Raw genomic sequence first — 23,905 nt, 5'->3', positions numbered from 1 at the left:
CTTATTCTGGCCTCGCGACTGAAAACACGTTATCAATAGTGGCATACTGACTACCACCAAGACGGGAAAGTGGATTGACTTTAAGAGCATCAACAACCAAGCGATCACTGCGCTCACCGATGACTTGCGGGTCCACATACACCTTTTCGATCTCTGCAAAAATCAGACTTTGTGGTGTCTCACCGATCTCTTTCACTTCAACTAACTTGCAAGCAAACGCAATAGGACAACCTTTGACACGCGGCAATTCAAAGCCGTCGAAATCAACCAAGTCTAGTCCAGTCGCTTCAATTTCTGATTCACCATGGGGTAAGGTTGCCGCAGTTTGAGTCACCTCTTCGGCCTGTGATTGCTGCGCTATGTGGACAACAAGACGCCCCGTTTCCAACACATTTCGCGTCGTGTCCTTCACTTCACCAGTTGGCTTCTTACCCACAGAAAACATCAGCAGCGGTGGATTACTGGATACCGGCGTAAAATAGGAAAATGGCGCTAGATTGTAACAACCTTGGTCGGAGTCAGTTAATACCCAAGCGATCGGCCTTGGGATAATGGTTTGAGTCATTAAGTGGTAAATTTGGGTAGGTGCTAGAGTGCTTAGCTCAATATTCATCGATTTTCCTTGAGTGCCAAATCCTTTGCGCTGAGTGTAACGTGAAATCATACAGTTAACACCCCTAACCGACTCCCAAAAACTCGATGAACTGTCAAAAAGATTCTGAGATTGCATCCAAAACTGCAATTTTTCACCCAAAAGTCCTATCTTTTAGTTTAGGGAGTGCATTTTATAACGGCACAAAGTATGCGTTTATCTAGCCGTATCACTGTTTTCTCCCACTTAATGTGCAAGGAGGTTGTATGTTTGCCAATCAAAAGTCAAAAAAACAGAAACAGAACAAGCCACAACAACGTAGCCAAAAGAAAGTACCTTTGTCATTAACCTGACGTTACGACCAGACCTCGCCATTCGGGCGAGGTCGATAATGCCCAATATGCCAAGTTACTCCCATTTCAGCCCTACACCCCTCCCACTCTCGAGACTATTGGCCAATCTCAAGATCCGATCACAGAATTTATTACCACTTTGTTAGAAGCTTGCTTGTCTCAAGCTATGCGACGACGCGTGGTAAATCATATCAACGGACAAGGTACGTAGGCTTTGGAACAAGCTAACTCCCTCACCACCATAATTGCCGGTTCTACTGGCTTGATTGGCAACGAACTCATTAAGCAGATGTTAGATCAGGCTCCTTTCAATCACATCTACGCCCTAAGTCGACGAGAGCTTCCTTTTTTCCATCCCAAACTCGAAGTGATCCAGCACCCCGAACTTCGTATCCAACACTGGGATGACGAAAAGCCGCAGCCTGAATTTGGTTTTATTTGCTTAGGTACAACCCTAAAGCAGGCAGGCTCAAAGCAAGCGCTAGAAAAAGTCGATTATGAGTTGGTTTGTGATGTTGCTCAGGAGATGAAACTGCTCGGCGTGAAGCAACTTGCGGTCGTCTCTAGCTATGGTGCTTCGGTACGTTCATTTTCTCACTATCTGCGCTGCAAGGGACGAATGGAGCTCGCCATAGAACGAATGGGATTTGAACGGGTAGTATTTGTGCGACCAGGACCATTAAAAGGCTTACGTGAGATCCCACGTAAAGACGAGGTGGTGATTCAAACCATGATGACCTTTCTAAAGCCACTCATGCTCGGCCCGTTGGCCAAGCTCATTCCAATCGATGCGGCTCAAGTCGCCCAAGCGATGCAGTACCAACTTTTTGCGCATTCAAACAAAACGTTGGAGATACTCGACAGCGCCGACATGCGTAGACTGATCCATCAATATCAGTGACCCGTTTGCAAAGATCGACCATTTTTCTACCACTCAACCTGATATCGACTCAACCCGATTGCCTTGACCTTGTTGCAATGGTCTAATACCAAAGTGAATTTTAAACACTTGGTAATCAGATAATGCAACAAGAGCATCAACCTACGTTTTTCTTCTTCGACTACGAAACGTGGGGAACCAGCCCTGCTAAAGATCGTCCGTGTCAGTTTGCAGGCATTCGCACCGATATGGACTTCAATATCATCGGTGAACCACTGGTTATCTATTGCCAACCACCCGCTGATTACCTGCCGTCCCCAGAAGCCGCGCTGATAACGGGCATCACCCCTCAAACAGCTGAAACTAACGGGCTGAGTGAACCTGAATTCATTGCCAAGATTCACCAACAGTTAGCAACACCAAATACCACAAGCCTCGGCTACAACAGTATCCGCTTTGACGACGAAGTGACTCGTTACACCTGCTACCGTAACTTCATCGACCCTTATGCGTGGAGCTGGCAGAACGGCAACTCTCGCTGGGATTTACTTGATGTGATGCGAGCGTGTTATGCCCTACGACCTGAAGGTATTCAATGGCCTGAGAATGAAGAGGGATTTATTAGCTTTAAGCTTGAACACTTATCTAAAGCGAACGGCATCGAACACGAAAACGCGCATGATGCGATGGCAGACGTGATCGCAACAATCGAGATGGCAAAGAAAGTCAAAGCGGCTCAACCAAAGCTGTTCGATTACTTTTTAAGTATGCGCCACAAGCGTAAACTCAATGAACTTATCGATATCGTTAACATGACGCCCTTGATGCACGTATCAGGCATGTTAGGTAAAGAGTGTCATTACACTAGCTGGATCGTGCCTGTCGCTTGGCATCCAACTAATCAGAACGCGGTCATCTGCGTTGATTTGGCCAAAGACCCACAGGTGTTGCTCGATCTGGATACCGAACAACTCAACCAACGTCTTTACACTAAACATATGGAATTAGCGCCAGATGAGTTGCCAGTGCCAGTTAAACTGGTTCATCTCAACAAATGCCCGATCCTAGCACCCGCGAAAACATTGACAGCAGATAACGCAGAAAAAATCGGTATCAACCGCGAAAAATGCCTAGAAAACCTTGCACTATTGCGACAGCACCCTGAAGTGCGAGAAAAGCTAATTGGTATTTACGCGATTGAGCGAGAGTACGAAAAAAGCTCGGACGTAGACAACATGCTTTACGATGGTTTCTTCTCTCCTGCTGACAAAGCTGCGATGGATATTATTCGAGAAACCGATCCCAATAATCTCGCCGCACTCGATATTGCCTTCAGCGACCAACGCATTGTGCCGCTGCTATTCCGTTACCGCGCTAGAAACTATCCGTGGACATTGGATGAACTAGAACAACAACGCTGGGCTTCACACTGCCGAGATTACTTTGAAAGTCGTATTGAAGAGTACATGCTAAATCTCGAAAATTTGGTTCACGAGCATGAAAGTGACCAAAAGAAAATTGCAATCTTAAAATCCATCTACCAATACGTGCAAAAGCGAGTATCCTAGTAGTCAAAAATTATAATAGTGACCAAGTCCTGCACCCTACAAGATCGCTCAATCACCAAAATAACCAATAGACGTTGGGATTGGGCGTAAATAAAAATTTATTGAGCCTTATACCCCAGTTTATGGCTCTTCAGTTGGACAATACTAGATTATGGCGAAAACTTTGCTTCATTTTGTTGTGTCTATGGGGCTGATCTTCTTGTGCCTAGTTGCCGGCATTAACATTCAGCACCTAATCGACACTTCTATCCCCGGTAGCATTATCGGAATGCTGATTTTATTTAGTCTGCTTGCCAGCGGGCTCGTGCCTGCGCACTGGGTTCGTCCTGGCGCAACTGTGTTTATCCGTTATATGGTGTTACTGTTCGTCCCCATCAGTGTGGGATTAATGGAACATTTCGATATGCTGATAGCCAATGCACTGCCGATTTTAGCGAGTGCTGTTGGTGGTACTTTTATCGTCTTGGTGCTGCTTGGCTTGATGCTAGACCGAATGCTTAAGGGAGGACAAAAGTAATGTGGTTACTTGTTACTATTGCGGTCTTCTTCTCAGCACGTTGGTTATGTCAAAAATTCAATAGCCCGTTAATGAACCCGCTGTTGGTCAGCCTTGCGGTATTGATCCCTTTACTCACGTATCTAAAAGTCCCATTTGAGACTTATTATGCAGACAACCATTGGATCAACTATCTGCTGCAACCCGCTGTTGTGGCCCTCGCCTACCCACTATACGAACAATTACCTCAAATCCGAGCTAACTGGCGAATCATCATGCTTGCCTGTGGTGTCGGCAGTGTCATGTCGATGTTTACAGCCAGTATTATTGCCGTCTACCTAAAAGCAGATATCTCCTTGATTGCGAGCTTACTGGGTAAATCGGTAACCACACCAATCGCTATGGAGGTCTCTAGCCACTTAGGCGGTGAACCCGCAATTGCCGCTATCTTAGTGCTGATTGTTGGTTTGTTTGGCGCCATCATGGCCTACCCAATCTACAACCTGCTGAATATCACTCACCCGATAGCAAAAGGCTTGACGATGGGAACCGTCTCACACGCACTCGGCACTGCTACCTGCGCGGAGAAAGACCCGCGAGACGCTGCGTTTAGTTCTCTTGCCCTAGTCGTATGCGGAGTGATTACTTCGATACTGGCGCCTTCCTTCTTTACCCTAGCGGTTTGGTTGTCAGCTTAAGAGAAAAATCGATACTTTCTGGCAAGGTACAGATGCACAGCAACCAAATGACCACTAGGATTTAAGATGATGACGTCTCGTTTGCCCTAGGTCTGTTTCGTGCTACGACACACTTCATAAAATTTAATCGTGCAATCGTTATCATGTGTGAGCTCACTCTAATTATGTAACGACAAATGCCATTACAAAAAATATTGTGATTTAGATCTCTGAATATTTTTGAGTCTCACATAAAATGTAATACCAATATCAGAGTTTATTCTTCTCTTTTGAAGACTAAGCTCAAAGATATCAATTACGCTGAAACAAGGATTCACTATGAGAAGCCGCATTGAACAAGCGCTGTCAGCAGCGCCAAAAAACGTAGCAGATTTCTTATCGCCTATTCTTCTCGCTGACGATTTTGACGCGACACTCACTGCCGAGCAGTTTGAACAGTTACTGACTATTTCCGGAATGAAAGATGCTGACCTACGCGTAGCACTGCTGCCATTCGCTGCGGCCTACTCTTATGCCCCCCTTTCAAACTTTTATGTTGGTGCTATTGTCCGTGGTCTTTCTGGTAAGCTTTACTTTGGCGCAAACGTTGAGTTTTCAGGCGTACAGTTAGGCCAAACGGTACACGCTGAGCAATCCGCAATCAGCCACGCATGGATGAAAGGTGAACAAGGTGTTGCTGATATCACCATCAACTTCAGCCCATGTGGCCATTGTCGCCAATTTATGAACGAACTTTCGACCGCAGATAAACTGAAAATTCAGTTACCAGAGCGCGAAAGTAAATCACTACAAGAATATCTCCCTGAGTCGTTTGGCCCAGCAGACCTTGGTATCAAATCAGCACTGATGACCAACGTCGATCACGGCAAGAGATGTGATGAGCAAGATGAGCTGGTTCAGGCAGCGATTGACGCTCTCAACCGCAGCCATGCTCCATACACTCATAACTTGAGTGGTGTGGCGATCAAGATGAACAATGGCAAAGTTTACCAAGGGGCTTACGCTGAAAACGCGGCATTTAACCCTAGCCTACCGCCACTTCAAGTTGCCCTAGTACAACTGTTACTGGACCGCCAAGATCTCGCAGAGATTGATTCGGCAGCACTAGTAGAAGCTGAAGGTGGTACAATTAGCCATCTGGCCAATACGCAATCCACTCTGGAAGCAATTAACCCTGATATTCCAATGAGTTATTTGGAACTTTAATGCATCTCTAAGGCGCTAATCTAGCGCCTTTTTTAATCCTGCTATTCGCTTCAAGAACCATTGCGCTCTCGCGTGTTTTCTCCATCAGCTATTGCTTATGCACCCTCTTTTCGTCGCGAGTGGCTGTTGCGGTTCTTTACGACCATTTTACTACAACAAACCCTACGCAAACGTTTGCTTTTTGTTTCACAATCAGTATGATTGCCTCCATTCAGCTAATCCTCGTAGAGTTTAAGGTTAATTATGTTTGGTACAGCAACAGCAAAAAATGCAACCCGTGTGATGCTTCTTGGTTCAGGTGAACTCGGCAAAGAGGTCGCGATTGAATGTCAGCGACTAGGGCTTGAAGTGATTGCGTGTGATCGCTACGAAAATGCGCCTGCGATGCAAGTCGCTCACCGCAGCTATACATTAGACATGCTTGATGGTGATGCCCTTCAGGCAATTATCGATAAAGAACAACCTGACTACGTTGTACCTGAAATTCAAGCCATTGCGACTGACACTTTAGTCGCACTTGAGGCAAAAGGGCTTAATGTTGTCCCTACCGCAAAGGCAACCAAGCTGACGATGAACCGTGAAGGTATCCGCCGTCTTGCAGCTGAAGAGCTACAACTGACCACTTCACCTTATCACTTCGCTGATACCTATCAAGAGTTTAAGTCAGCGGTTGATGCAGTAGGTATTCCGTGTGTTTGTAAGCCCGTAATGAGTTCTTCAGGCAAAGGCCAGAGCGTAATTAAAAACGCCGACGATGTGGAAAAAGCTTGGAACTACGCTCAGGAAGGTGGTCGAACCGGAGCTGGACGCGTCATCGTAGAGGGCTTTATTGACTTTGACTACGAAATCACTCTATTAACCGTTCGCGCTGTCGATGGTACTCATTTCTGCGCTCCGATCGGTCACCGCCAGGAAGATGGAGACTACCGTGAATCTTGGCAGCCCCAAGTGATGTCAGATGCCGCACTTGAAGCCGCTCAAGATGCCGCGGGTAAAGTCGTCAACGCACTTGGTGGCTTTGGGATCTTTGGTGTCGAACTGTTTATCAAAGGTGATACAGTGATCTTTAATGAGGTCTCCCCTCGCCCACACGATACCGGCTTAGTGACTCTTATGTCACAAGATAGCTCTGAGTTTGCTCTACATGTTCGTGCATTTACAGGGTTGCCAATATCTGCCATTACTCAATATGGCCCAGCAGCTTCAGCGGTGATCTTAGGTCAAGGAACATCGACAAACATTCGTTTTGAAGGCGTTGCGGATGCTTTAGCGCAGCCTTTAACGCAAGTTCGTTTGTTTGGCAAACCAGACATCGATGGCCGTCGCCGTCTTGGTGTCTCGATCACTCGTCGCGAAGATATTGAAACTGCGATTAAAGACGCCGTAGAGAGTGCGAGCAAAGTAAACATACTTTACTAACACCGCATAACAGAAAAAGGCTTGGTTGCACCAAGCCTTTTTCATCTATTCACTTTCGATTAAATAGACTTCCTCGGCAAAACGAGTTAACCCCTTCTTGGCAATCTTAGGGTGTTCTTCGTCCGCTTCATCTCGGTAGAGTCGCGTTACTTTGAATTCAGAAAATAACGTACGAATCTCCTGTTCAGCCACCGAGAACGGAGGGCCAGCCATCTCATCCTGTCGATAATCAAGACTCACCAGTAAAATTCTGCCGCCAGGTTTGAGCAGCGACTTAATCCTTGCAACATATTCCACCCGCATCTCTTCTGGCAGCGCCACCAGTGAAGCACGATCGTAGACGATATCGACAGGCTTAAGGGGAGCAGTAAAGAAGTCTCCGGTGTAAATGGACAACTCATCAAACAGGAACAGTTCGTGCTGACCGTTGATAGGCACTACCATCGGCGTATAGAAATGTTCAGCGAAGAAAGCTCGCACCGCAATATTGCTCAACTCCACGCCCTGCACATCGGCATGTTTCGTCGCTAGCCACACCAAATCTTCGGACTTTCCGCATAAAGGCACTAGCACCGTATCCTCATGGTTTGGTTTCGTGTGCTGCCAATACTCAATAAGTAATGGGTTCACATCTTCAAGATGAAAACCAATCTGATTTGCGGCCCATTTGCCATGCCAAAACTCGGGATCTCTCATTGTCATTCTCTATTGCTTACTTACTAGCGCATAGCCTATCTGAAAGCATCAAGAAGTGGTATAGCCAAATGCGCTTAGCTGAAAAGTTCATTCAGATTAAGTTCATATGGTCTGTTTATACTTGGTTACATAGTTGCGCTGAACCTTTTAAAAACCGAGGTACTCTAAACAGTGACATAGGATATGAGATGCTGTTCAAACTTTTGTCATTATGGTTCAGCAAGCGATTGGAAACGCGAAATCTACCCCCATTACTATGTAGAGATGAGTGGACTTAGTGATTGAATCTTTTTCGACACCTTTTAGCTAAGCCGACACATCTAAGGAGAGTGAATGAGCCGATTTTTGCGAACGACGGCCCTGATGCTTTTAATGCTCAGCCGTGCCCCAGCATTTGCCGCTATTCCAACCGCACCAGCTAACGAGGAAAATCGTTCTACCAACCAGAACGAAGTGTGTTCTAAGGCATTTAGACATAACCTGAGTGGCCTTTACGGCATTCAGTCAATGTCAGCAACGCCACTTCAACCCTATTCTGATTTCGACGTGCTTTACAGCAAAGCCCATCAAGCTCAGGCTGAACTCGAAACTCTAGTTAAAAGCACCGCTCTATTAACGTCCACTGAATCTTATTTCGCGGGAGTAAAATCTGCGCAAAGAGCAAAAGAGAAGATCGCCTATGAGCTTGATGGACAGCCACAGCGCATTACCGACCTCGCACGTGCAACCATCGTCGCAGACGATATTGAAAGCCTTATGGCGGCTTATGAAGTACTGAATCGTGAAACGACCGTGGTTAAGGTGAAAAACCGTTTTAAGAAACCCGCGGCTTCGGGTTACCGAGACCTCAACCTTTTAGTCAAACTACCAAAAACGAACCTAATTGCAGAGGTGCAACTCCATCTTAAAGCTATCGCCGATGTAAAGAATGGTCCTGAACATAAATTTTACGAACAAATCCAAAAGATAGAACGATTAGCGGCTGTTGAATCTCGCCAAATCAACGAAATTGAACAGGCACAAATTCGTACCATGCGCCACCAATCCAAAGAGCTCTACCAAAATGCGTGGCAACCCTACATCACGACTCATCTAAGAGCCGCTTAATAACGAAAAACTTGTCCCGTGTGGGGCAAGTTTTTTGCGTTATTTAGCAAAGCCTCATGTTTTAAACTATATTGTTATCATAAACATAACAATAATAGGTGGAGGCTTAGTATGCGGTTTCCTGTCTGGCAATTCACTCTTGTTTTCAGCCTGTTTACCAGCATTCTTTCCTACAGTCATGATGGCTATGGCCCTTTACAAAGCTATACCCAGTCTCCATTTCATACCAACAGCCTTTCGCCTCAGTTACGCTCTGGTTTCTCACTGCAAGACGATCAAAGCGAGATCTACACTTCCGGTACCATTTCCAGTATTTGGGCCGTTACCGCAAGCTACGAACTCGATCACTATCAAAATCAACTCGCGTTTGGTGCTAAGTGGCAACTCAATCCTCTCTGGCAACTCGACCTACATTACCGATGGAATTATGCTGGGAACAATCACCTTGACGGCCTAACCATCGCTTTTCATGACTGGTTTTCACTGGAACAGAACGGTAGAGAAGAGGTCAATAACAACCGCTTTGTTATCAACATGCCTGAGTATGGTGTCGAACTGGAAGATTTTCGCGGCGAAACCCTCAGTCATGCAATCACTGGTTATTTGCAGTATCAGGTGTTTACCCAAGAGCATCACGGTTTATCGGTGGGAGCATCGCTTTATTACAACGATACCAAACACGGTATTTTTAGCTCTTCAGAGTTCGAACAAGCGATACTTGCAATCTTGGCACAAATGTATAACCATTTGTATAGTCAATTATAAAGTTAAATATTATGAGTAATTCTCCCCTTTATCTCCAGATCAAACGGTATATTGTCGAGCAAATTGATCAAGGTTATTGGCCTGTCGGTCATCGTATTACCACCGAGCTTGAACTGACGAAACAGTTTGACGTCAGTCGTATGACGGTAAATAAAGCGATACGAGACCTTGTATCAGAAGGACGTTTAGTCAGACGCCCTCGCCTCGGTACGTTTGTTTGTGCCCCAGACGACAAAGCGGAATCACCATTACTCGATATTCGTAACATCGCTAAAGAAGTTGAACAGCGTGGTAGAGCATACAGCAGTAAAGTGGTTAAACAACTGGCATTAACCGCCGATGATGTGGTCGCCATGAAGCTAGGTGTCATGTTAGGTAGTGACGTTTTCTACAGTGAAATCATTCACTTTGAAGATAAATCCCCCATACAACTGGAGTTGCGCTGGGTGAACGCAAGTTATGCTCCCAACTATTTAGTACAAGACTTTACGCAGATCACGCCCAACCAATATTTATCAGAGAACTGTCCTCTCAGCGCAATAGAGCATACGGTTGAAGCTATCGTTGCTGACGAAAGCGTGCGTGCGGCGCTTCGCCTTGCGATTAATGAGCCTTGTCTGCTGCTTAACCGCAGAACATGGAGCCAAGAAAAGCTCGTCAGCACTGCATTACTCTATCATCCTGGCACGAGATACAAATTAAGCTCTAAAGTTCTCCTTCCTTAGAGCATTTCATACTTTTTGACTGATCACATTTTTGCAACATTACACTTGATCATTTAGCAAACTTGAATCAGTATTTGTATATACATTTGATTATGAGTATTACTATGAAGTCCTCTGTTGATGAAATCATCTTAACCAACGCTAGAGTAGTCACTATGACTCAGGGGAGCCGTGGCTATGCCATTTCGCCTCTGAGCAATATTCATATCAAACAAGGTCAAATCCTATCGTTAAGCGAATCGGCTATCTCTTCTGAGATCAATACATTTGATTGTGAAGGGAAACTGGTCACGCCGGGATTTATCGACTGTCACACTCATCTTGTTTTTGCCGGTAGCCGTGCAGACGAGTTCGAACAGCGCCTCAAAGGCGTTCCATACCAAGAAATCGCTCAACAAGGTGGCGGTATTCTGTCTACTGTGCGTGCAACCCGCGCAGCCAGTGTTGATCAACTAACGGAACTGGCATTGCCCCGTTTAGACGGGCTGATTGCTAGCGGCGTGACGTCTGTCGAAGTGAAGTCAGGCTATGGATTGACGATAGAAGATGAAATCAAAATGTTGCGCGCTGCGCGTGCTCTCGAAGCTCACCGAAAAATTCGTGTTACGACCACATTACTTGCCGCACATGCCTTGCCGCCTGAATTTAGTGGACGTGCGGACGACTATATCGAGTTCGTCTGCCAAGAGATCATTCCTCAAGTAGCCGAAGAAAAGTTGGCGACGAGTGTAGACGTATTTTGTGAGTCCATTGGGTTCAACCTAAAGCAGACTGAACGCGTGTTTGTCACAGCCATTGAACATGGCCTAAAAATCAAAGGCCATACCGAACAGCTATCCAATCTTGGCGGTACAGAGTTAACTGCAAAGTATGGCGGCCTGTCTGCTGATCACATTGAATTTCTCGACTCGAAAGGTGTCGCCGCACTGGCACAATCAAACACGGTCGCCACCTTACTGCCGGGTGCTTTTTACTTCCTAAAAGAGACCCAACTACCGCCTATCGAGCTCCTTCGTCAACATAACGTGCCGATGGCGATTGCCACGGATTTGAATCCAGGTACGTCACCTTTTGCAGATTTGACTATGATGATGAATATGGGCTGTACACTATTTGGCCTAACACCAGAAGAAACCTTGCGTGGCGTCACTGCGAACGCTGCTCAAGCGCTGGGCTACGGTGAAAGCAGAGGTCAAGTTGCCCCAGGTTTTGATGCGGATTTGGCGATCTGGGATGTTGAACATCCTGCCGAGTTTAGCTATTTCCAAGGCGCTCCGAGATTGGCTGCGCGTCTTGTTGCCGGAGAGTTAGATCATGTCTAATCATGTCGTTACCAACCAAGATTTTCATTGGCAAGGCCGCCACGATGCGGAAGATGGCGCACTCGGTAAGCGTGTTCATCATGTGATTAAACAGCTCAGAGTTGATGAGCTCGAACCGTATCACAATGCTGTAAGCTTGTTAGGCTTTTGTAGTGATGCTGGCGTCGCTCGCAACAAAGGGCGTATTGGCGCACGTAAAGCTCCAGATCTCATTCGTCGAGCCCTAGCAAATATGGCGTGGCACAAACAGAGTGCCTTAATCGACTTAGGCAATGTCATTTGTGATGACGACTTACTCGAGCAAAGTCAGGCTCAATGTGCTGACATCATTGCCACGGCTTTAAAATCAACGCCTGTGATCACTTTAGGCGGGGGGCACGAAGTCGCTTGGGCTTCATTTCAGGGGCTGGCGAAGTACTTTGAATTTCTAAACCCAGCCAAACCACCAAAAATCGGCATCATCAACTTCGACGCTCACTTTGATCTTCGCGCTTTCGAGAGTGAACACGCGGAAGTTAAGCCGAGTTCAGGAACCCCGTTTAATCAAATCCAGCGTTACTGTGCGACTCACGATTGGCCGTTTCATTACGCATGCTTAGGTGTTAGCCGCGCGAGCAACACCGAAGCACTATTTAATCGAGCAAATGAGTTGGATGTGTGGTACGTCGAGGATAAAGATCTCGCGCATTTGAACCACGTCTATCACCTAACTCAGTTACAGCATTTTATCGATAAGTGTGACTACATCTACCTGACCATAGATCTGGACGTCTTCCCTGCGGCGACGGCTCCTGGAGTGAGTGCGCCAGCAGCGCGTGGAGTCAGTATCGATATGCTCGCACCATTTATTGAACGAATTCTGCATTACAAGCAAAAACTGGTCATTGCGGATATTGCTGAATACAACCCGACCTATGATATCGATAGTCAGACTGCACGTTTGGCCGCCCGACTGTGTTGGGATATAGCAAACGCTTTTTCCGAAAAATAATAACCCATCAGGCGGAGGCTAGCCTGCAGGTGCATTATGCGCCCTAGCCACCTGTTTGCCTGGACAACGTGAACCACAAGGAGTCTTACCATGACGGAACGCCAAGTAGAAGATAAGCGTCTCGATACGTCCAGAACCATTCGCGCGCCACACGGCACGACATTGAGAGCAAAATCTTGGCTAACAGAAGCACCGCTTCGTATGCTGATGAACAACTTAGATCCTGACGTTGCTGAGCATCCGCATTCTTTGGTCGTGTATGGTGGTATTGGTCGCGCAGCGCGCAACTGGGAGTGTTACGACAAGATTGTTGAAGTACTGGAGCGTCTGGAAGACGACCAAACACTGGTCGTGCAATCAGGCAAACCTGTTGGTGTGTTCCCTACTCATAAAAATGCACCTCGCGTACTTATTGCCAACTCAAACCTGGTGCCACACTGGGCTAACTGGGAACACTTTAACGAGTTAGATAAGCAAGGTCTGATGATGTACGGTCAGATGACAGCAGGCAGCTGGATCTACATCGGATCACAAGGTATCGTTCAGGGCACTTACGAGACTTTCGTTTCAGTGGCGAAGAAACACTTTGACGGTAACGCTAAAGGACGCTGGGTTCTGACCGGTGGTCTTGGCGGCATGGGTGGCGCTCAGCCTCTAGCAGCAACTATGGCAGGCTTCTCAATGATTGCGGTTGAATGTGATGAGTCACGTATCGACTACCGTCTACGTACTGGCTACGTTGATAAGAAAGCGACAAGTCTGGATGAAGCTTTGGCGATTATCTATGAATCAGAGACACCTGTATCAGTTGGTCTGCTAGGCAACGCTGCCGACGTCTTCCCTGAATTAGTGGAGCGCAACATTACCCCTGACGTGGTCACTGACCAAACATCTGCGCACGACCCTCTGAATGGTTACCTGCCAATTGGCTGGTCGATGGAGCACGCAGCGGAAATGCGTCTCAAAGACGAAGCAGCCGTTGTTGATGCAGCTAAAGAATCAATGGCGATTCAAGTTAAAGCGATGTTGACGCTTCAAGAACGCGGTGGGGCAACACTGGACTACGGCAACAACATTCGTCAGATGGCATTGGAAAAAGGTGTTGAGAACGCTTTCGACTTCCCTGGTTTCGTTCCGGCTTACATTCGTCCGTTGTTCTGTGAAGGTATCGGTCCTTTCCGTTGGGCAGCTCTGTCAGGAGACCCAGAGGATATCTACAAAACAGACCAGAAAGTAAAAGAGCTGATCCCAGACAATCCGCATCTACACAACTGGCTGGATATGGCGCGTGAGCGTATTCAGTTCCAGGGTCTTCCGGCACGTATCTGTTGGGTGGGTCTGAAAGACCGTGAGCGTCTAGGGCAAGCATTCAATGAAATGGTTAAGAATGGCGAACTTAAAGCCCCTATCGTCATTGGCCGCGACCATCTAGACTCTGGTTCAGTAGCGAGTCCGAACCGTGAAACAGAAGGCATGATGGACGGTTCAGACGCGGTGTCGGATTGGCCACTGCTTAACGCTCTGCTAAACACTGCTGGGGGAGCCACTTGGGTTTCACTTCATCACGGTGGTGGGGTTGGTATGGGCTTCTCTCAACACTCAGGCATGGTGATCTGTTGTGACGGCAGTCAGGACGCATCAGAGCGTATCGCACGCGTATTGCACAACGACCCTGCAACGGGCGTAATGCGCCATGCAGACGCGGGTTACGAGATCGCTAAACAGTGCGCTGCAGACCAAGGTCTGGATCTGCCAATGCTTAACGAAGAACTAAAGAAGCTTAAATAAGGATGATGAAGATGTTGAATCTAACGCTTAAGCCGGGACAACTTAGCCTACCAGTGCTACGTAAAATCAGCCGTTCACCAATCAATCTGACTCTTGACCCAGAGGCAATCCCTGCCATAGACGAGAGTACCAAAGTGGTAGAACAGGTGATTGCGGAAGATCGCACTGTTTACGGTATCAATACAGGTTTTGGCCTACTGGCGAACACACGCATCGCTCCGGAAGACTTGGAAACACTGCAAAAAAGTATTGTGCTTTCACATGCCGCTGGCATCGGTGAGTTTATGTCTGACGAAGCCGTTCGCTTGATGATGGTTCTTAAGATCAACAGCCTTTCACGTGGCTACTCGGGTATCCGCCTAAAAGTCATTCAGGCATTGATTGATTTGGTCAACTCTCAAGTCTATCCATGTGTACCGCAAAAAGGCTCGGTTGGTGCTTCTGGTGACCTTGCTCCCCTTGCGCACATGAGCACCGTCTTGTTAGGTGAAGGGCAAGCTCGTCACAACGGCAAGATCATCTCTGGTATCGAAGCATTGAAAATTGCAGGTCTAGAGCCGATTACTCTTGCACCGAAAGAAGGTCTTGCCCTGCTCAACGGCACCCAGGCATCAACAGCCTTTGCTCTTGAAGGTCTGTTTGCGGCAGAAGACCTTTTCGCCTCAGCCACTGTGTGCGGGGCTATGTCTGTTGAAGCGGCACTCGGAAGTCGTCGTCCATTTGATCCACGAATCCACCGCGTACGTGGTCATCGTGGCCAGATGGATGCAGCAACGGCATACCGCCATCTGCTTGACAACACGAGTGAGATAGGTGAATCGCATACTTGCTGCGAAAAGGTACAAGATCCCTACTCATTACGTTGTCAGCCACAAGTTATGGGCGCATGTTTACAGCAGATCCGTAATTCAGCAGATATTCTTCAAACTGAGGCGAACTCTGTATCGGATAACCCGTTGGTATTCGCAGATGATGGTGACATTATCTCGGGTGGTAACTTCCATGCAGAACCTGTCGCGATGGCAGCCGATAACCTCGCTCTGGCGATTGCAGAGATCGGCAGCCTATCTGAGCGTCGCATGGCGCTGCTCATCGACAGCGCTTTGAGTAAACTACCACCATTCCTGGTAGATAATGGCGGTGTTAACTCTGGCTTTATGATTGCGCAGGTAACCTCTGCGGCTCTGGCAAGCGAAAACAAGACCTTAGCTCACCCAGCTTCAGTAGATAGCTTACCGACATCAGCCAACCAGGAAGACCATGTTTCAATGGCAACCTTTGCCGGTCGTCGCCTACGTGATATGGCCGAAAATACACGTGGCATCTTAGCGGTTGAATACTTATCAGCTGCGCAAGGATTAGATTTCCGCGCACCAAACAAGTCATCAGCGAGAATTGAGGAGGCGAAACAGATCCTACGTGAGAAAGTTAGCTTCTACGATAAAGATCGCTACTTCGCTCCAGATATTGAAGCGGCAAACTCACTGCTTATGATGGCGGTTCACAATCACCTAATGCCAGAAGCGATTCTACCAAGTATTGCTTAAGGACTAAGGGTTAAAAACAAAGCCCCTACTTGTATAAGTAGGGGCTTTATCGTTTTTACGGCAAACAAACCTTTATATCCAACGCCTTACTCGTTGCTTGTAGTCCAGATACTGTGAACCAAACAGTGCTTCTAGCGCTCTCTCTTCGGGCAAGATTTGAAAGCGATTCATGTACACAATAAAGCCGAAGCTAAACACAATCGCTAGCAGATTTTGTTGCCAATATGCATAACCAAACAGCAGTACAAACAACCCTAAGTACATTGGGTTACGCGTGTAAGAATAAATACCAGAGTACACAACCGTCGATGCATCGTCGACCTTTATCGGGCTTACAGTTGTCTGAGCGCGGCGAAACTCGTAAATTCCCGCTAAACCAACAAACCCAGCCACGAAAAAGCAGAGAGCAAACAGCAAGCCAGCGAGGGGAAGGTTTACCTGAAAAGTGAGAAATTCATGACTCAACTGGTTACTCGCGACAATAAACAGTACAAACAATGCCACAGGTGGAATTTTACGTTCCAATTTGTCCATGGAATCTCCCTAGAGATAGGATCGTATAGAATAAAAATAGCTCAGCGTTTGACGCTGAGCTATTCGATTTAAACAATCTGCAACAGAGCTTGCAAAGGATGCTGCGTTTTGACCTGTTCAAATCGCTTAACCTGACTGCGGCATGAGTAACCCGTGATCAGACAGCGATCTTTTGGCAAATCCTGCAAACGGGGTTTCCAACTTAAGCCATAGATATCTTTCGACATTTGCAGCTTGTCGACCTCATGACCAAATGTCCCTGCCATACCACAACAGCCAACCGGCACGGTGTCTAACCGAGCACCAAAGTGAGCGAAAATTGCCCCCCACTCTTTTTCAGCGTTTGGCATTTTGGTTTTTTCAGTACAGTGCGCAAATAGATACCAAGGTTGCTCTTCACTAGCAGGACGTTGCTCAAACTCACCCAGTTTAGGCTCTAACCACTCATGAACGGTTAGTACTTCGAAGTCACCGCGTCTATCGCCCAACACTTCCTGATATTCATCGCGGTAACAAAGCACTAACGCAGGGTCTACGCCCACCAGAGGAACGCCAATATCTGCGACTTGCTGCAAGAAGGCGGCAGTATTAGCAGCACTGTTAGCAAAACGTTTAAGGAATCCTTTAACGTGCTGTGCTTTACCATTTGGTTTAAACGGCAATAGCACTGGTGTCTTGCCAAGTTTCGCGACCAATGAAGCAAAATCTTCGACCACTTGCGCGTCGTAATAACTGGTAAATGGGTCTTGAACGATAACAACGTGGTTTGCTTTGTCCTCTTTGGACATCGCGGCAAGTTGTTGAAGGTCAAAAGCTTTGAGTGCCGATGTGCGCTGAGCCAAAGTAGGAACAGACAAGAGCGGCGAATCAACATAGCCGACTGATTTAGCGGTTAGGTCTTGAACCCACTGCTGTTTCAGCGCGCCATTGACCAGCTTTGGCGCTTTAGCCAAAACGGGCAACATGGTTTCAATGTTCGCAACTAGGTAATCCTTCACTGGACGCTGGTAACGAGAGTAGTAAATATTTAGGAAGCGTGAGCGGAAGCTAGGTACATCAACCTTGATTGGGCATTGACTGGCACACGCTTTACACGCGAGACATCCATTCATCGCTTCATAAACTTCATGAGAGAAATCATACTCATGACGCTTATTGAGAGTGTTGCGCACCCTTTCAATCATCGTCTTGATGGTTGAGTTATCTTCTAGGGTCTGCTTTTCGAGATCAAGAATATCAACCCCTTGCTCTGTTAGCTGTCGCAACCACTCTCGCACCATTCCCGCACGACCTTTAGGTGAATGGCGACGATCCGCGGTCACTTTCATAGAAGGACACATCGGCGATGAGGTATCGTAATTGAAGCATAACCCGTTCCCGTTACATTCCATCGCTTGTTTGAAACTATCTCGTACCTCTACGTCGATCTGGCGATCGAAGTAACCACGCTTAACATCCGTCACCTTAACCAGCTCTTCATTGCTGTCAATCGGCGTACAGATTTTGCCTGGGTTCATCTTATTGTGTGGGTCACAAGCCGCTTTGACACGGCGCAGCTCAGCAAACAATTCTTCGCCGAAGAATTCTGGTCCGTATTCAGAGCGATAGCCTTTACCGTGCTCCCCCCACATCAAACCACCATACTTAGCCACCAGCTTGACGACTTCGTCAGAGACTTGATGCATCAATGCTTCTTGCTTCGGATCGCACAAATCCAGCGCTGGTCGAACGTGCAACACACCAGCGTCAACGTGACCAAACATGCCGTAATTCATAGACTTGGCATCGAGCAATTCGCGAAACTCACCGATAAAGTCCGCAAGATTTTCTGGTGGCACACAGGTATCTTCAGCAAAGGCGACTGGTTTTGCTCTTCCTTTCGCCGCACCAAGTAGGCCAACCGCTTTTTTACGCATGTTGTAGATACGGCCAATACTCGCTACATCATCACACACTTGATAGCCAATAATGCCCGCTTCTTCATTCGCAAGCATGTCATCGAGTCGTTGACATAAGGCCTTCACCTGTTGCTCAACTTCCTCAACATCTTGCCCTGCGAACTCAACCATGTTGATGCCCTGCATGTCTTTGCCAGGAACATCCGTCAATAGATCACTAACGGTATGCCAAACAATATCTTGTTTAGCCAGATTAAGAACTCGCGAGTCAACCGTTTCGACCGAAAGCGCCTTGGCTTCCACCATAAACGGTGCGTTACGTAACGCGGAATCAAAACTGCTGTACTTGATGTTAACTAGAGTGCGTGCTTTAGGAATTGGCGTTAAATTCAGCTTCGCTTCAGTGATGAAGGCTAATGAACCTTCTGCACCACATAACACTCGTGTAAAGTTGAATTGATCCGTCTCGGTATCTAATGCATTTTTCAGGTCATAACCTGTTAGAAAACGGTTGAGTGGTGGAAACTTCTCCTCGATCTGTTGGCGTTTTTCACGACAAATTCGCTCCGTCGTGTTGTAAGCCTCATAAGCATACTCACCTTCTGTAGGCATGCCATGTGACAGATCCGACTCCAAACATGAACCGTCTGCAAATACGGCTTGCACAGACAACACATGATCAGACGTTTTGCCGTATTTAAGAGAACCCTGGCCTGAAGCATCGGTGTTAATCATACCGCCTAGTGTAGCTCGGTTACTGGTTGATAAGTCTGGAGAGAAAAAGTATCCATAAGGGCGTACAGCATCATTGAGTTGGTCTTTAACAACACCTGTTTGTACGCGAACCCAGCCTTCCGCTTCGTTAATCTCCAGTACCTTATTCATATGGCGAGACAAATCCACCACAATCCCTTTCGTCAAGGATTGACCATTGGTGCCTGTACCACCACCACGCGGAGAAAAGGTGACTCGTTCATATTGAGACTGAATGGCTAACTTACCAATTAACGCAACGTCTTGAGTTGTTTTAGGATGAACAACTGCCTGAGGTAACTGCTGATAAACACTGTTATCGGTAGACACGGCTAATCGACTTGAATACTGACTTTCAATATCGCCACTAAAACCGTTCGCTTTGAGTTGTTCGAGAAAGGTGAGTACGATCGGATCCACATCCGATTGAGAATCTAATCTTGGTAACATTTGCTTCCTGCCCCCTACGACGCCGATCCTATCAGCACTGGGTTCGCTAAAGTGTAAAAAACTATTATTTGAATCAGGTCACTTTACAACATTTAAAAGAGTGATCAAAACAGAAATGCAGTGTCAGAATGGAAGTTATCGCATTTTTTTCCCACACTTATAAATAATTGATCCAATTTAAAGTGTTTCTATGAGCGAATCATCCATGAAAAAAAATAAAATCGTCACCACCGAAGACATTCTATTAAAGTTATGTCAGTCCGTTTCAGGTGTTCTAACTTCTGCAACGAGCTCAAATGTTACCTACTCTGCAATGGTGCAGAAAATTACCAAGACCAGCCTTAAACCTGACTTTGGCTGTTTTGTACTGTTTGACGGAGGGTTCTCAGGGTTAGTCGTGATTAACTTCACTGCAAAAGCGGCACTCGAAGTCTACACAAACTATATGCGAAACATGGGAATGCCCGACGAAGAACTTGCTGTGCTGCATACCTCAGATGAAGTGGCAGATGTTCTGGGTGAATTGATGAACCAACTCGTTGGTCACTTTACCAACCAAGTACGCAAAGACCTGCAAACACACATTACTCAAAACCAGCCAAAGATGCTCTCTTTAAACAAGCAAGTGAATTTGTCTGTCGATACCAATCTCGATCGCCCACAAGCACGCCGTGTTACCTTCTCAACTGAGCAGGGCAACATTTTTTACTTAGAGCTAGCAATGGACAAGACTGAGTTCATTCAGCTTGAGGAATTTGACGTCGCTGAGGATGAATGTCCAGATACGATCCTAGAACAAACACAGCTTAAGATGAAAGCGAGTCAAGAGAGCAAAGCGGCTTCTAATCAATCAAGCAATGCGAATGACTTACTCGATGAACTAGGAATCTAACTTCACGACGTCACTCTGACCCAACTCAACCACGCCCCGAATACCGGTGGCGTGGTTGCACATCCCCCACCCCACAACGTTTATAACTACAACGTATTTCCGTTTTTACTCAGAAAACGTTAAAATGTTCGACTTTTCTAAATGAGTGAAACGTAAAGCGGTCGATGGATAAACAAAAAGCCCTCAAAAAAATTGCCAAATGTTTAGAGCTTGGTAACTCTGCCAACGTCAACGAAGCAGCCAATGCGATCAAAATGGCTCATCGTCTGATGCTCAAATATGGCCTCGATAAAGACGATATCGAGTTTATCAAAATGGGCAAAACACAATCGACCCACTTACTACCAGCCAGTGTCGCTTCAAACTTGTTACGCATCATTCGTGGCATCAACACTAAGTTTGGTGTCGAAGCAGTGCTACTTAACCATAAAGGCCTCAAACGTGTAGAGTTTATCGGTGAAGCGGACCGCGCTATCTTTGCAGCCTTCGCGTTTGATATTATTTATCGAGAGATGAACGAACAAACTGGCCGCTTCCGTAATGGTTTTGCTGGCTCTGGTACCCCTTCAGGTGAAGTTACTCGCCGTGTCAACTCATTCTTATCAGGCTGGGTAGAAGGCGCTCTGGAAAAGCTGCCTATCATCAGTCCAGATGAAGAATCAGCGAAGAAGATCGACGACTACATCGACAAAGAGTTTAAAAACATCGATCGCGAAACGTTTAAGCAGCAATTAAGAGAGGCGATGAAGAACTTGACTGAAGATTATGAAGTTGGTCTGAAGAAAGGTCGCACCGTTTCTGTAAACCGCCCAATCGATGGTGCACAAGCGCCCAAAATGCTCAGATAGTGCAATCTTCGTTCAGCTACCGTTAATCTTTGGTCAAATAAGCTAGATAAAATTGACATAATAAAGGCCATCAGGTTTATTCACTGTCATCCAAAAACCGGACATGGGTCTGGCTTAAAATATAATGATACACGGAGATGTTATCGTGAAAAAAATCACACTTGCTCTAGCAGTAGCAATCGCACTTTCTGGCTGTCAGGCAACGCAACGCCAAAATGCCACTACCGGTGAATCAGAGACTAACTCTGCGACCAAAGGGGCATTGATTGGTGCCATCGCAGGCGCAGCAGTTGGTCTAGCGACCGGCGATGATGCAAAAGAACGTCGTAAACATGCGCTCATTGGCGCTGCGGGTGGTGCAGCAGTGGGTGGTGGTGTGGGCTACTACTTCGACCAGCAAGAAGCCGCACTACGCAAACAGCTTCTCAATTCTGGTGTTCAAGTTGAACGTGTTGGTGAGAACCAGCTTTTGCTTCGCCTTGAAAACGGCATCGGCTTCCAGTCGAGCTCTTACCAACTAGACCCAAGCATCCACAACACGCTACGCGGCGTTGCACAAATTCTTGTTGAATACCCAGATACAAGCTTAGTCATTGACGGCCATACAGACAGCACAGGTAGTGACACCACAAACCAAGTTCTATCTGAACGCCGCGCTGAATCTGTTCGCTCTTACCTAGTATCTCAAGGTGTTGCTGCAGGTCGTGCAGTCGCACGTGGTAATGGTGAGCGCTACCCTCTGTGTTCAAATAGCACCGTGGAAGGCCGAGCTTGTAACCGCCGTGTAGAAATCCAGATCCTACCTCTTAAGTAATCTGCATTTCTCAACGTGACCATTTCTATTGGCTTCTCCGGAAGCCAATTTTATATCCATCACCTCAAATATGTTCAATTGTTATCAATTTTTACCGAGTAATTGATATACTTAGCAAATACTGCCCGCTTGCCAATCATGTCCAGAGGTTAATTTGCGCATCCTTCCCCTTCTACTGCTAGCGTTATCCGCCTTTAGCTATGCCCAAACGGTAGAAGAGCTGATCAAAAGTGCCCAAAACAACAATGTCCACGCTCAGCTTGAGCTGGCTGAGATGTATAGCCAAGGCAATGGTATCGAACGCTCAGACTCAGAGGCATTTTATTGGTATCAGCAAGCGGCCGAAAGTGGCAACTCATCTTCGGCGATTTATCTAGGGCGTGCTTACCTCAACGGTATTGGAACGAACCCTGATGTTGAAAAAGCGATTTTTTGGTTAAACAAAGCCGCGTTTGAGGGAGATCCCCAAGCGCCTCGTCTTATCGGTGAGCTATACGAAAACTTGCAGCAGCCACCCAATAATTTGGACCTTGCTGAGATCTGGTATCTCGAAGCGGCGAAGAACGATCCCAACGCAGAAAACGCCTATGCTCGTATTTTAGAAGAGCAATTTAATGCCCGAAGAGCGAAACAAGTCGCCGCTATTGATCAGCTTGAAGTGGCATTTGATCACCAAGAAATCGAATTGAGTCCAACAGCAAAGTCTGTATCGCAAAGCCAACAGGCGGCAAACAGTCTGGTATATGCTCTATCCGCATTGCTACTGGTGAGTCTCACTCTTGTCGGCTGGTTACTGCGAAAGAACCAAACGCTCCAAAAAGCCGCCAATACCACCGAGTCAGGCACACAACGACAACAGCTCAAACTTGAACGAGAACTCAAGCGCAAGGAAGATATTCTCAAGCAGCAAAAACGACAAATGGAGGTCATGTATCGCCATATCAAAAAGCAGCAAGAAAATACCAAGCCGGTAGTCACAGAGAGTCACAGTGAGAAGCCCCTAACGCTAGCATGTGCCCTTTTTGGCTTTAACCCAAGCAAGATACCCGCCGAAAAAGAGATCAAATTAAGATACAAGCAACTGTGTAAAATCTACCACCCAGATCTCAAAGGCAGTGAAGAAGAAATGAAGCGTTTGAATCAAGCGTTGAAAATAATTCTTTCAAGCGTTAATAAATAGTTACATTTAAATTTATAAATATTTCACTTACCTTTTCAGCGTTTAAAACACAAGGCTGCGCAATCGATCACCTTCCCAATACACGTAACAAATGCTTAACCAAGCCACGTAGTTTGTGTCATACTCCAGCGCGAAAATAGCACCTAAAAAATTAAGGTGGGGAGAGTATATGTTTACTATTGAAGGCGTGTGCGACTGGTGTAAGAAACCAAACATGCTAACCAAACATGATTACGTTGACGGAAAATGTCATCATTCATGTAGAGAGTGCAATGGCCTAGCGACTTTTGATGTTCGTCAGTTTAACATTGAAGAGTTACAACATAGAGAGCGACAACTTAGCGCTCTACGCTAATCAGCATTGTGTCTCCAGCGATGTAAAT

21 protein-coding genes and 1 pseudogene are annotated in these 23,905 nt (G+C 46.6%); 18 read left to right on the top strand and 4 right to left on the bottom strand.

From position 1 onward, the window contains the following. Position 1: 1 nt before the first annotated feature. The gene (locus DA100_RS11515) at positions 2-613 is read right to left on the bottom strand and encodes a flavin reductase family protein (protein ID WP_138972278.1); all 612 of its coding nucleotides are present in this window, start codon (positions 611-613) and stop codon (positions 2-4) included. A 621-nt stretch (positions 614-1,234) separates the two neighbouring features. Between DA100_RS11515 and DA100_RS11510 the strand changes: the two genes are divergently transcribed. The 6 genes from DA100_RS11510 to purT all read left to right on the top strand — a co-directional run bounded on the left by DA100_RS11510 (position 1,235) and on the right by purT (position 7,212). Beyond that, positions 1,235-1,846: an oxidoreductase gene (locus tag DA100_RS11510; RefSeq protein ID WP_171052209.1), complete on the top strand. Its 612-nt coding sequence runs from the start codon at positions 1,235-1,237 to the stop codon at positions 1,844-1,846. A 122-nt stretch (positions 1,847-1,968) separates the two neighbouring features. Next, positions 1,969-3,393: an exodeoxyribonuclease I gene (gene sbcB / locus DA100_RS11505; protein ID WP_138972259.1), complete on the top strand. Its 1,425-nt coding sequence runs from the start codon at positions 1,969-1,971 to the stop codon at positions 3,391-3,393. A gap of 151 nt (positions 3,394-3,544) precedes the next feature. Continuing rightward, positions 3,545-3,910, top strand: coding sequence for a CidA/LrgA family protein (locus DA100_RS11500; RefSeq protein ID WP_138972258.1), 366 nt, complete (start codon positions 3,545-3,547; stop codon positions 3,908-3,910). After that, entirely contained in the window at positions 3,910-4,587 is a 678-nt protein-coding gene (locus DA100_RS11495) for a CidB/LrgB family autolysis modulator (RefSeq protein ID WP_138972257.1), read from the top strand. Before DA100_RS11500 ends, DA100_RS11495 begins: the two co-directional genes overlap by 1 nt. A 318-nt stretch (positions 4,588-4,905) precedes the next feature. Continuing rightward, entirely contained in the window at positions 4,906-5,793 is an 888-nt protein-coding gene (gene cdd / locus DA100_RS11490) for a cytidine deaminase (RefSeq protein ID WP_138972256.1), read from the top strand. A gap of 243 nt (positions 5,794-6,036) precedes the next feature. After that, complete coding sequence (purT, locus tag DA100_RS11485; RefSeq protein ID WP_138972255.1) at positions 6,037-7,212, top strand: formate-dependent phosphoribosylglycinamide formyltransferase; 1,176 nt, start codon at positions 6,037-6,039, stop codon at positions 7,210-7,212. A gap of 45 nt (positions 7,213-7,257) precedes the next feature. Here the strand turns inward: purT and DA100_RS11480 are convergent, their stop codons facing one another. Continuing rightward, positions 7,258-7,908, bottom strand: coding sequence for a thiopurine S-methyltransferase (locus DA100_RS11480; RefSeq protein WP_138972254.1), 651 nt, complete (start codon positions 7,906-7,908; stop codon positions 7,258-7,260). 333 nt (positions 7,909-8,241) lie between these two features. Between DA100_RS11480 and DA100_RS11475 the strand changes: the two genes are divergently transcribed. The 7 genes and pseudogenes from DA100_RS11475 (at position 8,242) to hutH (ending at position 16,153) form a co-directional block, all read left to right on the top strand. Beyond that, entirely contained in the window at positions 8,242-9,015 is a 774-nt protein-coding gene (locus tag DA100_RS11475; RefSeq protein WP_138972253.1) for a RelA/SpoT domain-containing protein, read from the top strand. Between the two features lie 111 nt (positions 9,016-9,126). Further along, positions 9,127-9,729: pseudogene (locus DA100_RS11470) on the top strand (DUF3187 family protein); the annotation flags it as partial. A 62-nt stretch (positions 9,730-9,791) separates the two neighbouring features. Continuing rightward, positions 9,792-10,505, top strand: coding sequence for a histidine utilization repressor (gene hutC, locus DA100_RS11465; RefSeq protein WP_138972251.1), 714 nt, complete (start codon positions 9,792-9,794; stop codon positions 10,503-10,505). A 104-nt stretch (positions 10,506-10,609) separates the two neighbouring features. Beyond that, a complete protein-coding gene (gene hutI, locus DA100_RS11460) occupies positions 10,610-11,827 on the top strand; it encodes an imidazolonepropionase (protein ID WP_138972250.1) in 1,218 nt (405 codons plus the stop codon). Continuing rightward, positions 11,820-12,818 (top strand): formimidoylglutamase, encoded by a 999-nt coding sequence (gene hutG, locus DA100_RS11455; protein WP_138972249.1) that lies wholly within the window; start codon positions 11,820-11,822, stop codon positions 12,816-12,818. The genes hutI and hutG overlap by 8 nt, the downstream gene beginning before the upstream one ends. 90 nt (positions 12,819-12,908) lie before the next feature. After that, positions 12,909-14,606, top strand: a complete 1,698-nt coding sequence (hutU, locus tag DA100_RS11450; RefSeq protein WP_138972248.1) for a urocanate hydratase — start codon at positions 12,909-12,911, stop codon at positions 14,604-14,606. Between the two features lie 11 nt (positions 14,607-14,617). Further along, the gene (gene hutH, locus DA100_RS11445; protein WP_138972247.1) at positions 14,618-16,153 is read left to right on the top strand and encodes a histidine ammonia-lyase; all 1,536 of its coding nucleotides are present in this window, start codon (positions 14,618-14,620) and stop codon (positions 16,151-16,153) included. A 72-nt stretch (positions 16,154-16,225) separates the two neighbouring features. Here hutH and DA100_RS11440 read toward each other — a convergent pair whose 3' ends face one another. Beyond that, positions 16,226-16,687: an isoprenylcysteine carboxylmethyltransferase family protein gene (locus tag DA100_RS11440; protein ID WP_138972246.1), complete on the bottom strand. Its 462-nt coding sequence runs from the start codon at positions 16,685-16,687 to the stop codon at positions 16,226-16,228. 68 nt (positions 16,688-16,755) lie between these two features. After that, positions 16,756-19,788, bottom strand: a complete 3,033-nt coding sequence (locus tag DA100_RS11435; protein WP_138972245.1) for an FAD-binding and (Fe-S)-binding domain-containing protein — start codon at positions 19,786-19,788, stop codon at positions 16,756-16,758. 205 nt (positions 19,789-19,993) lie between these two features. Here DA100_RS11435 and DA100_RS11430 point away from each other — a divergent pair, with 205 nt between their 5' ends. The 5 genes from DA100_RS11430 (at position 19,994) to DA100_RS11410 (ending at position 23,877) form a co-directional block, all read left to right on the top strand. After that, entirely contained in the window at positions 19,994-20,680 is a 687-nt protein-coding gene (locus tag DA100_RS11430) for a DUF3334 family protein (protein ID WP_138972244.1), read from the top strand. Positions 20,681-20,844: 164 nt separating this feature from the next. After that, a complete protein-coding gene (locus DA100_RS11425; protein ID WP_138972243.1) occupies positions 20,845-21,528 on the top strand; it encodes a DUF2786 domain-containing protein in 684 nt (227 codons plus the stop codon). Between the two features lie 145 nt (positions 21,529-21,673). Continuing rightward, entirely contained in the window at positions 21,674-22,342 is a 669-nt protein-coding gene (locus DA100_RS11420) for an OmpA family protein (protein WP_138972242.1), read from the top strand. Between the two features lie 154 nt (positions 22,343-22,496). Further along, the gene (locus tag DA100_RS11415) at positions 22,497-23,522 is read left to right on the top strand and encodes a tetratricopeptide repeat protein (RefSeq protein ID WP_138972241.1); all 1,026 of its coding nucleotides are present in this window, start codon (positions 22,497-22,499) and stop codon (positions 23,520-23,522) included. A gap of 169 nt (positions 23,523-23,691) precedes the next feature. Further along, on the top strand, positions 23,692-23,877 hold the full coding sequence (locus tag DA100_RS11410) for a hypothetical protein (RefSeq protein ID WP_138972240.1): 186 nt from the start codon (positions 23,692-23,694) through the stop codon (positions 23,875-23,877). The last annotated feature ends 28 nt before the right edge of the window (positions 23,878-23,905 follow it).

Source organism: Vibrio sp. Hep-1b-8, from assembly GCF_006124995.1.
Lineage (GTDB): Bacteria > Pseudomonadota > Gammaproteobacteria > Enterobacterales > Vibrionaceae > Vibrio.
This window is presented reverse-complemented; position numbering and strand designations above follow the sequence as displayed.

Bases quoted from the DNA above. Each gene is read 5' to 3' on its own strand.
- DA100_RS11480 (WP_138972254.1), bottom strand. From the start codon at position 7,908: ATGAGAGATCCCGAGTTTTGGCATGGCAAATGGGCCGCAAATCAGATT.
- hutU (WP_138972248.1), top strand. From the start codon at position 12,909: ATGACGGAACGCCAAGTAGAAGATAAGCGTCTCGATACGTCCAGAACC.
- sbcB (WP_138972259.1), top strand. From the start codon at position 1,969: ATGCAACAAGAGCATCAACCTACGTTTTTCTTCTTCGACTACGAAACG.
- hutC (WP_138972251.1), top strand. From the start codon at position 9,792: ATGAGTAATTCTCCCCTTTATCTCCAGATCAAACGGTATATTGTCGAG.
- DA100_RS11475 (WP_138972253.1), top strand. From the start codon at position 8,242: ATGAGCCGATTTTTGCGAACGACGGCCCTGATGCTTTTAATGCTCAGC.
- DA100_RS11425 (WP_138972243.1), top strand. From the start codon at position 20,845: ATGGATAAACAAAAAGCCCTCAAAAAAATTGCCAAATGTTTAGAGCTT.
- DA100_RS11435 (WP_138972245.1), bottom strand. From the start codon at position 19,788: ATGTTACCAAGATTAGATTCTCAATCGGATGTGGATCCGATCGTACTC.
- DA100_RS11410 (WP_138972240.1), top strand. From the start codon at position 23,692: ATGTTTACTATTGAAGGCGTGTGCGACTGGTGTAAGAAACCAAACATG.
- cdd (WP_138972256.1), top strand. From the start codon at position 4,906: ATGAGAAGCCGCATTGAACAAGCGCTGTCAGCAGCGCCAAAAAACGTA.
- DA100_RS11510 (WP_171052209.1), top strand. From the start codon at position 1,235: ATGTTAGATCAGGCTCCTTTCAATCACATCTACGCCCTAAGTCGACGA.
- hutH (WP_138972247.1), top strand. From the start codon at position 14,618: ATGTTGAATCTAACGCTTAAGCCGGGACAACTTAGCCTACCAGTGCTA.
- hutI (WP_138972250.1), top strand. From the start codon at position 10,610: ATGAAGTCCTCTGTTGATGAAATCATCTTAACCAACGCTAGAGTAGTC.
- DA100_RS11515 (WP_138972278.1), bottom strand. From the start codon at position 613: ATGAATATTGAGCTAAGCACTCTAGCACCTACCCAAATTTACCACTTA.
- DA100_RS11500 (WP_138972258.1), top strand. From the start codon at position 3,545: ATGGCGAAAACTTTGCTTCATTTTGTTGTGTCTATGGGGCTGATCTTC.
- DA100_RS11430 (WP_138972244.1), top strand. From the start codon at position 19,994: ATGAAAAAAAATAAAATCGTCACCACCGAAGACATTCTATTAAAGTTA.
- DA100_RS11495 (WP_138972257.1), top strand. From the start codon at position 3,910: ATGTGGTTACTTGTTACTATTGCGGTCTTCTTCTCAGCACGTTGGTTA.
- purT (WP_138972255.1), top strand. From the start codon at position 6,037: ATGTTTGGTACAGCAACAGCAAAAAATGCAACCCGTGTGATGCTTCTT.
- DA100_RS11440 (WP_138972246.1), bottom strand. From the start codon at position 16,687: ATGGACAAATTGGAACGTAAAATTCCACCTGTGGCATTGTTTGTACTG.
- hutG (WP_138972249.1), top strand. From the start codon at position 11,820: ATGTCTAATCATGTCGTTACCAACCAAGATTTTCATTGGCAAGGCCGC.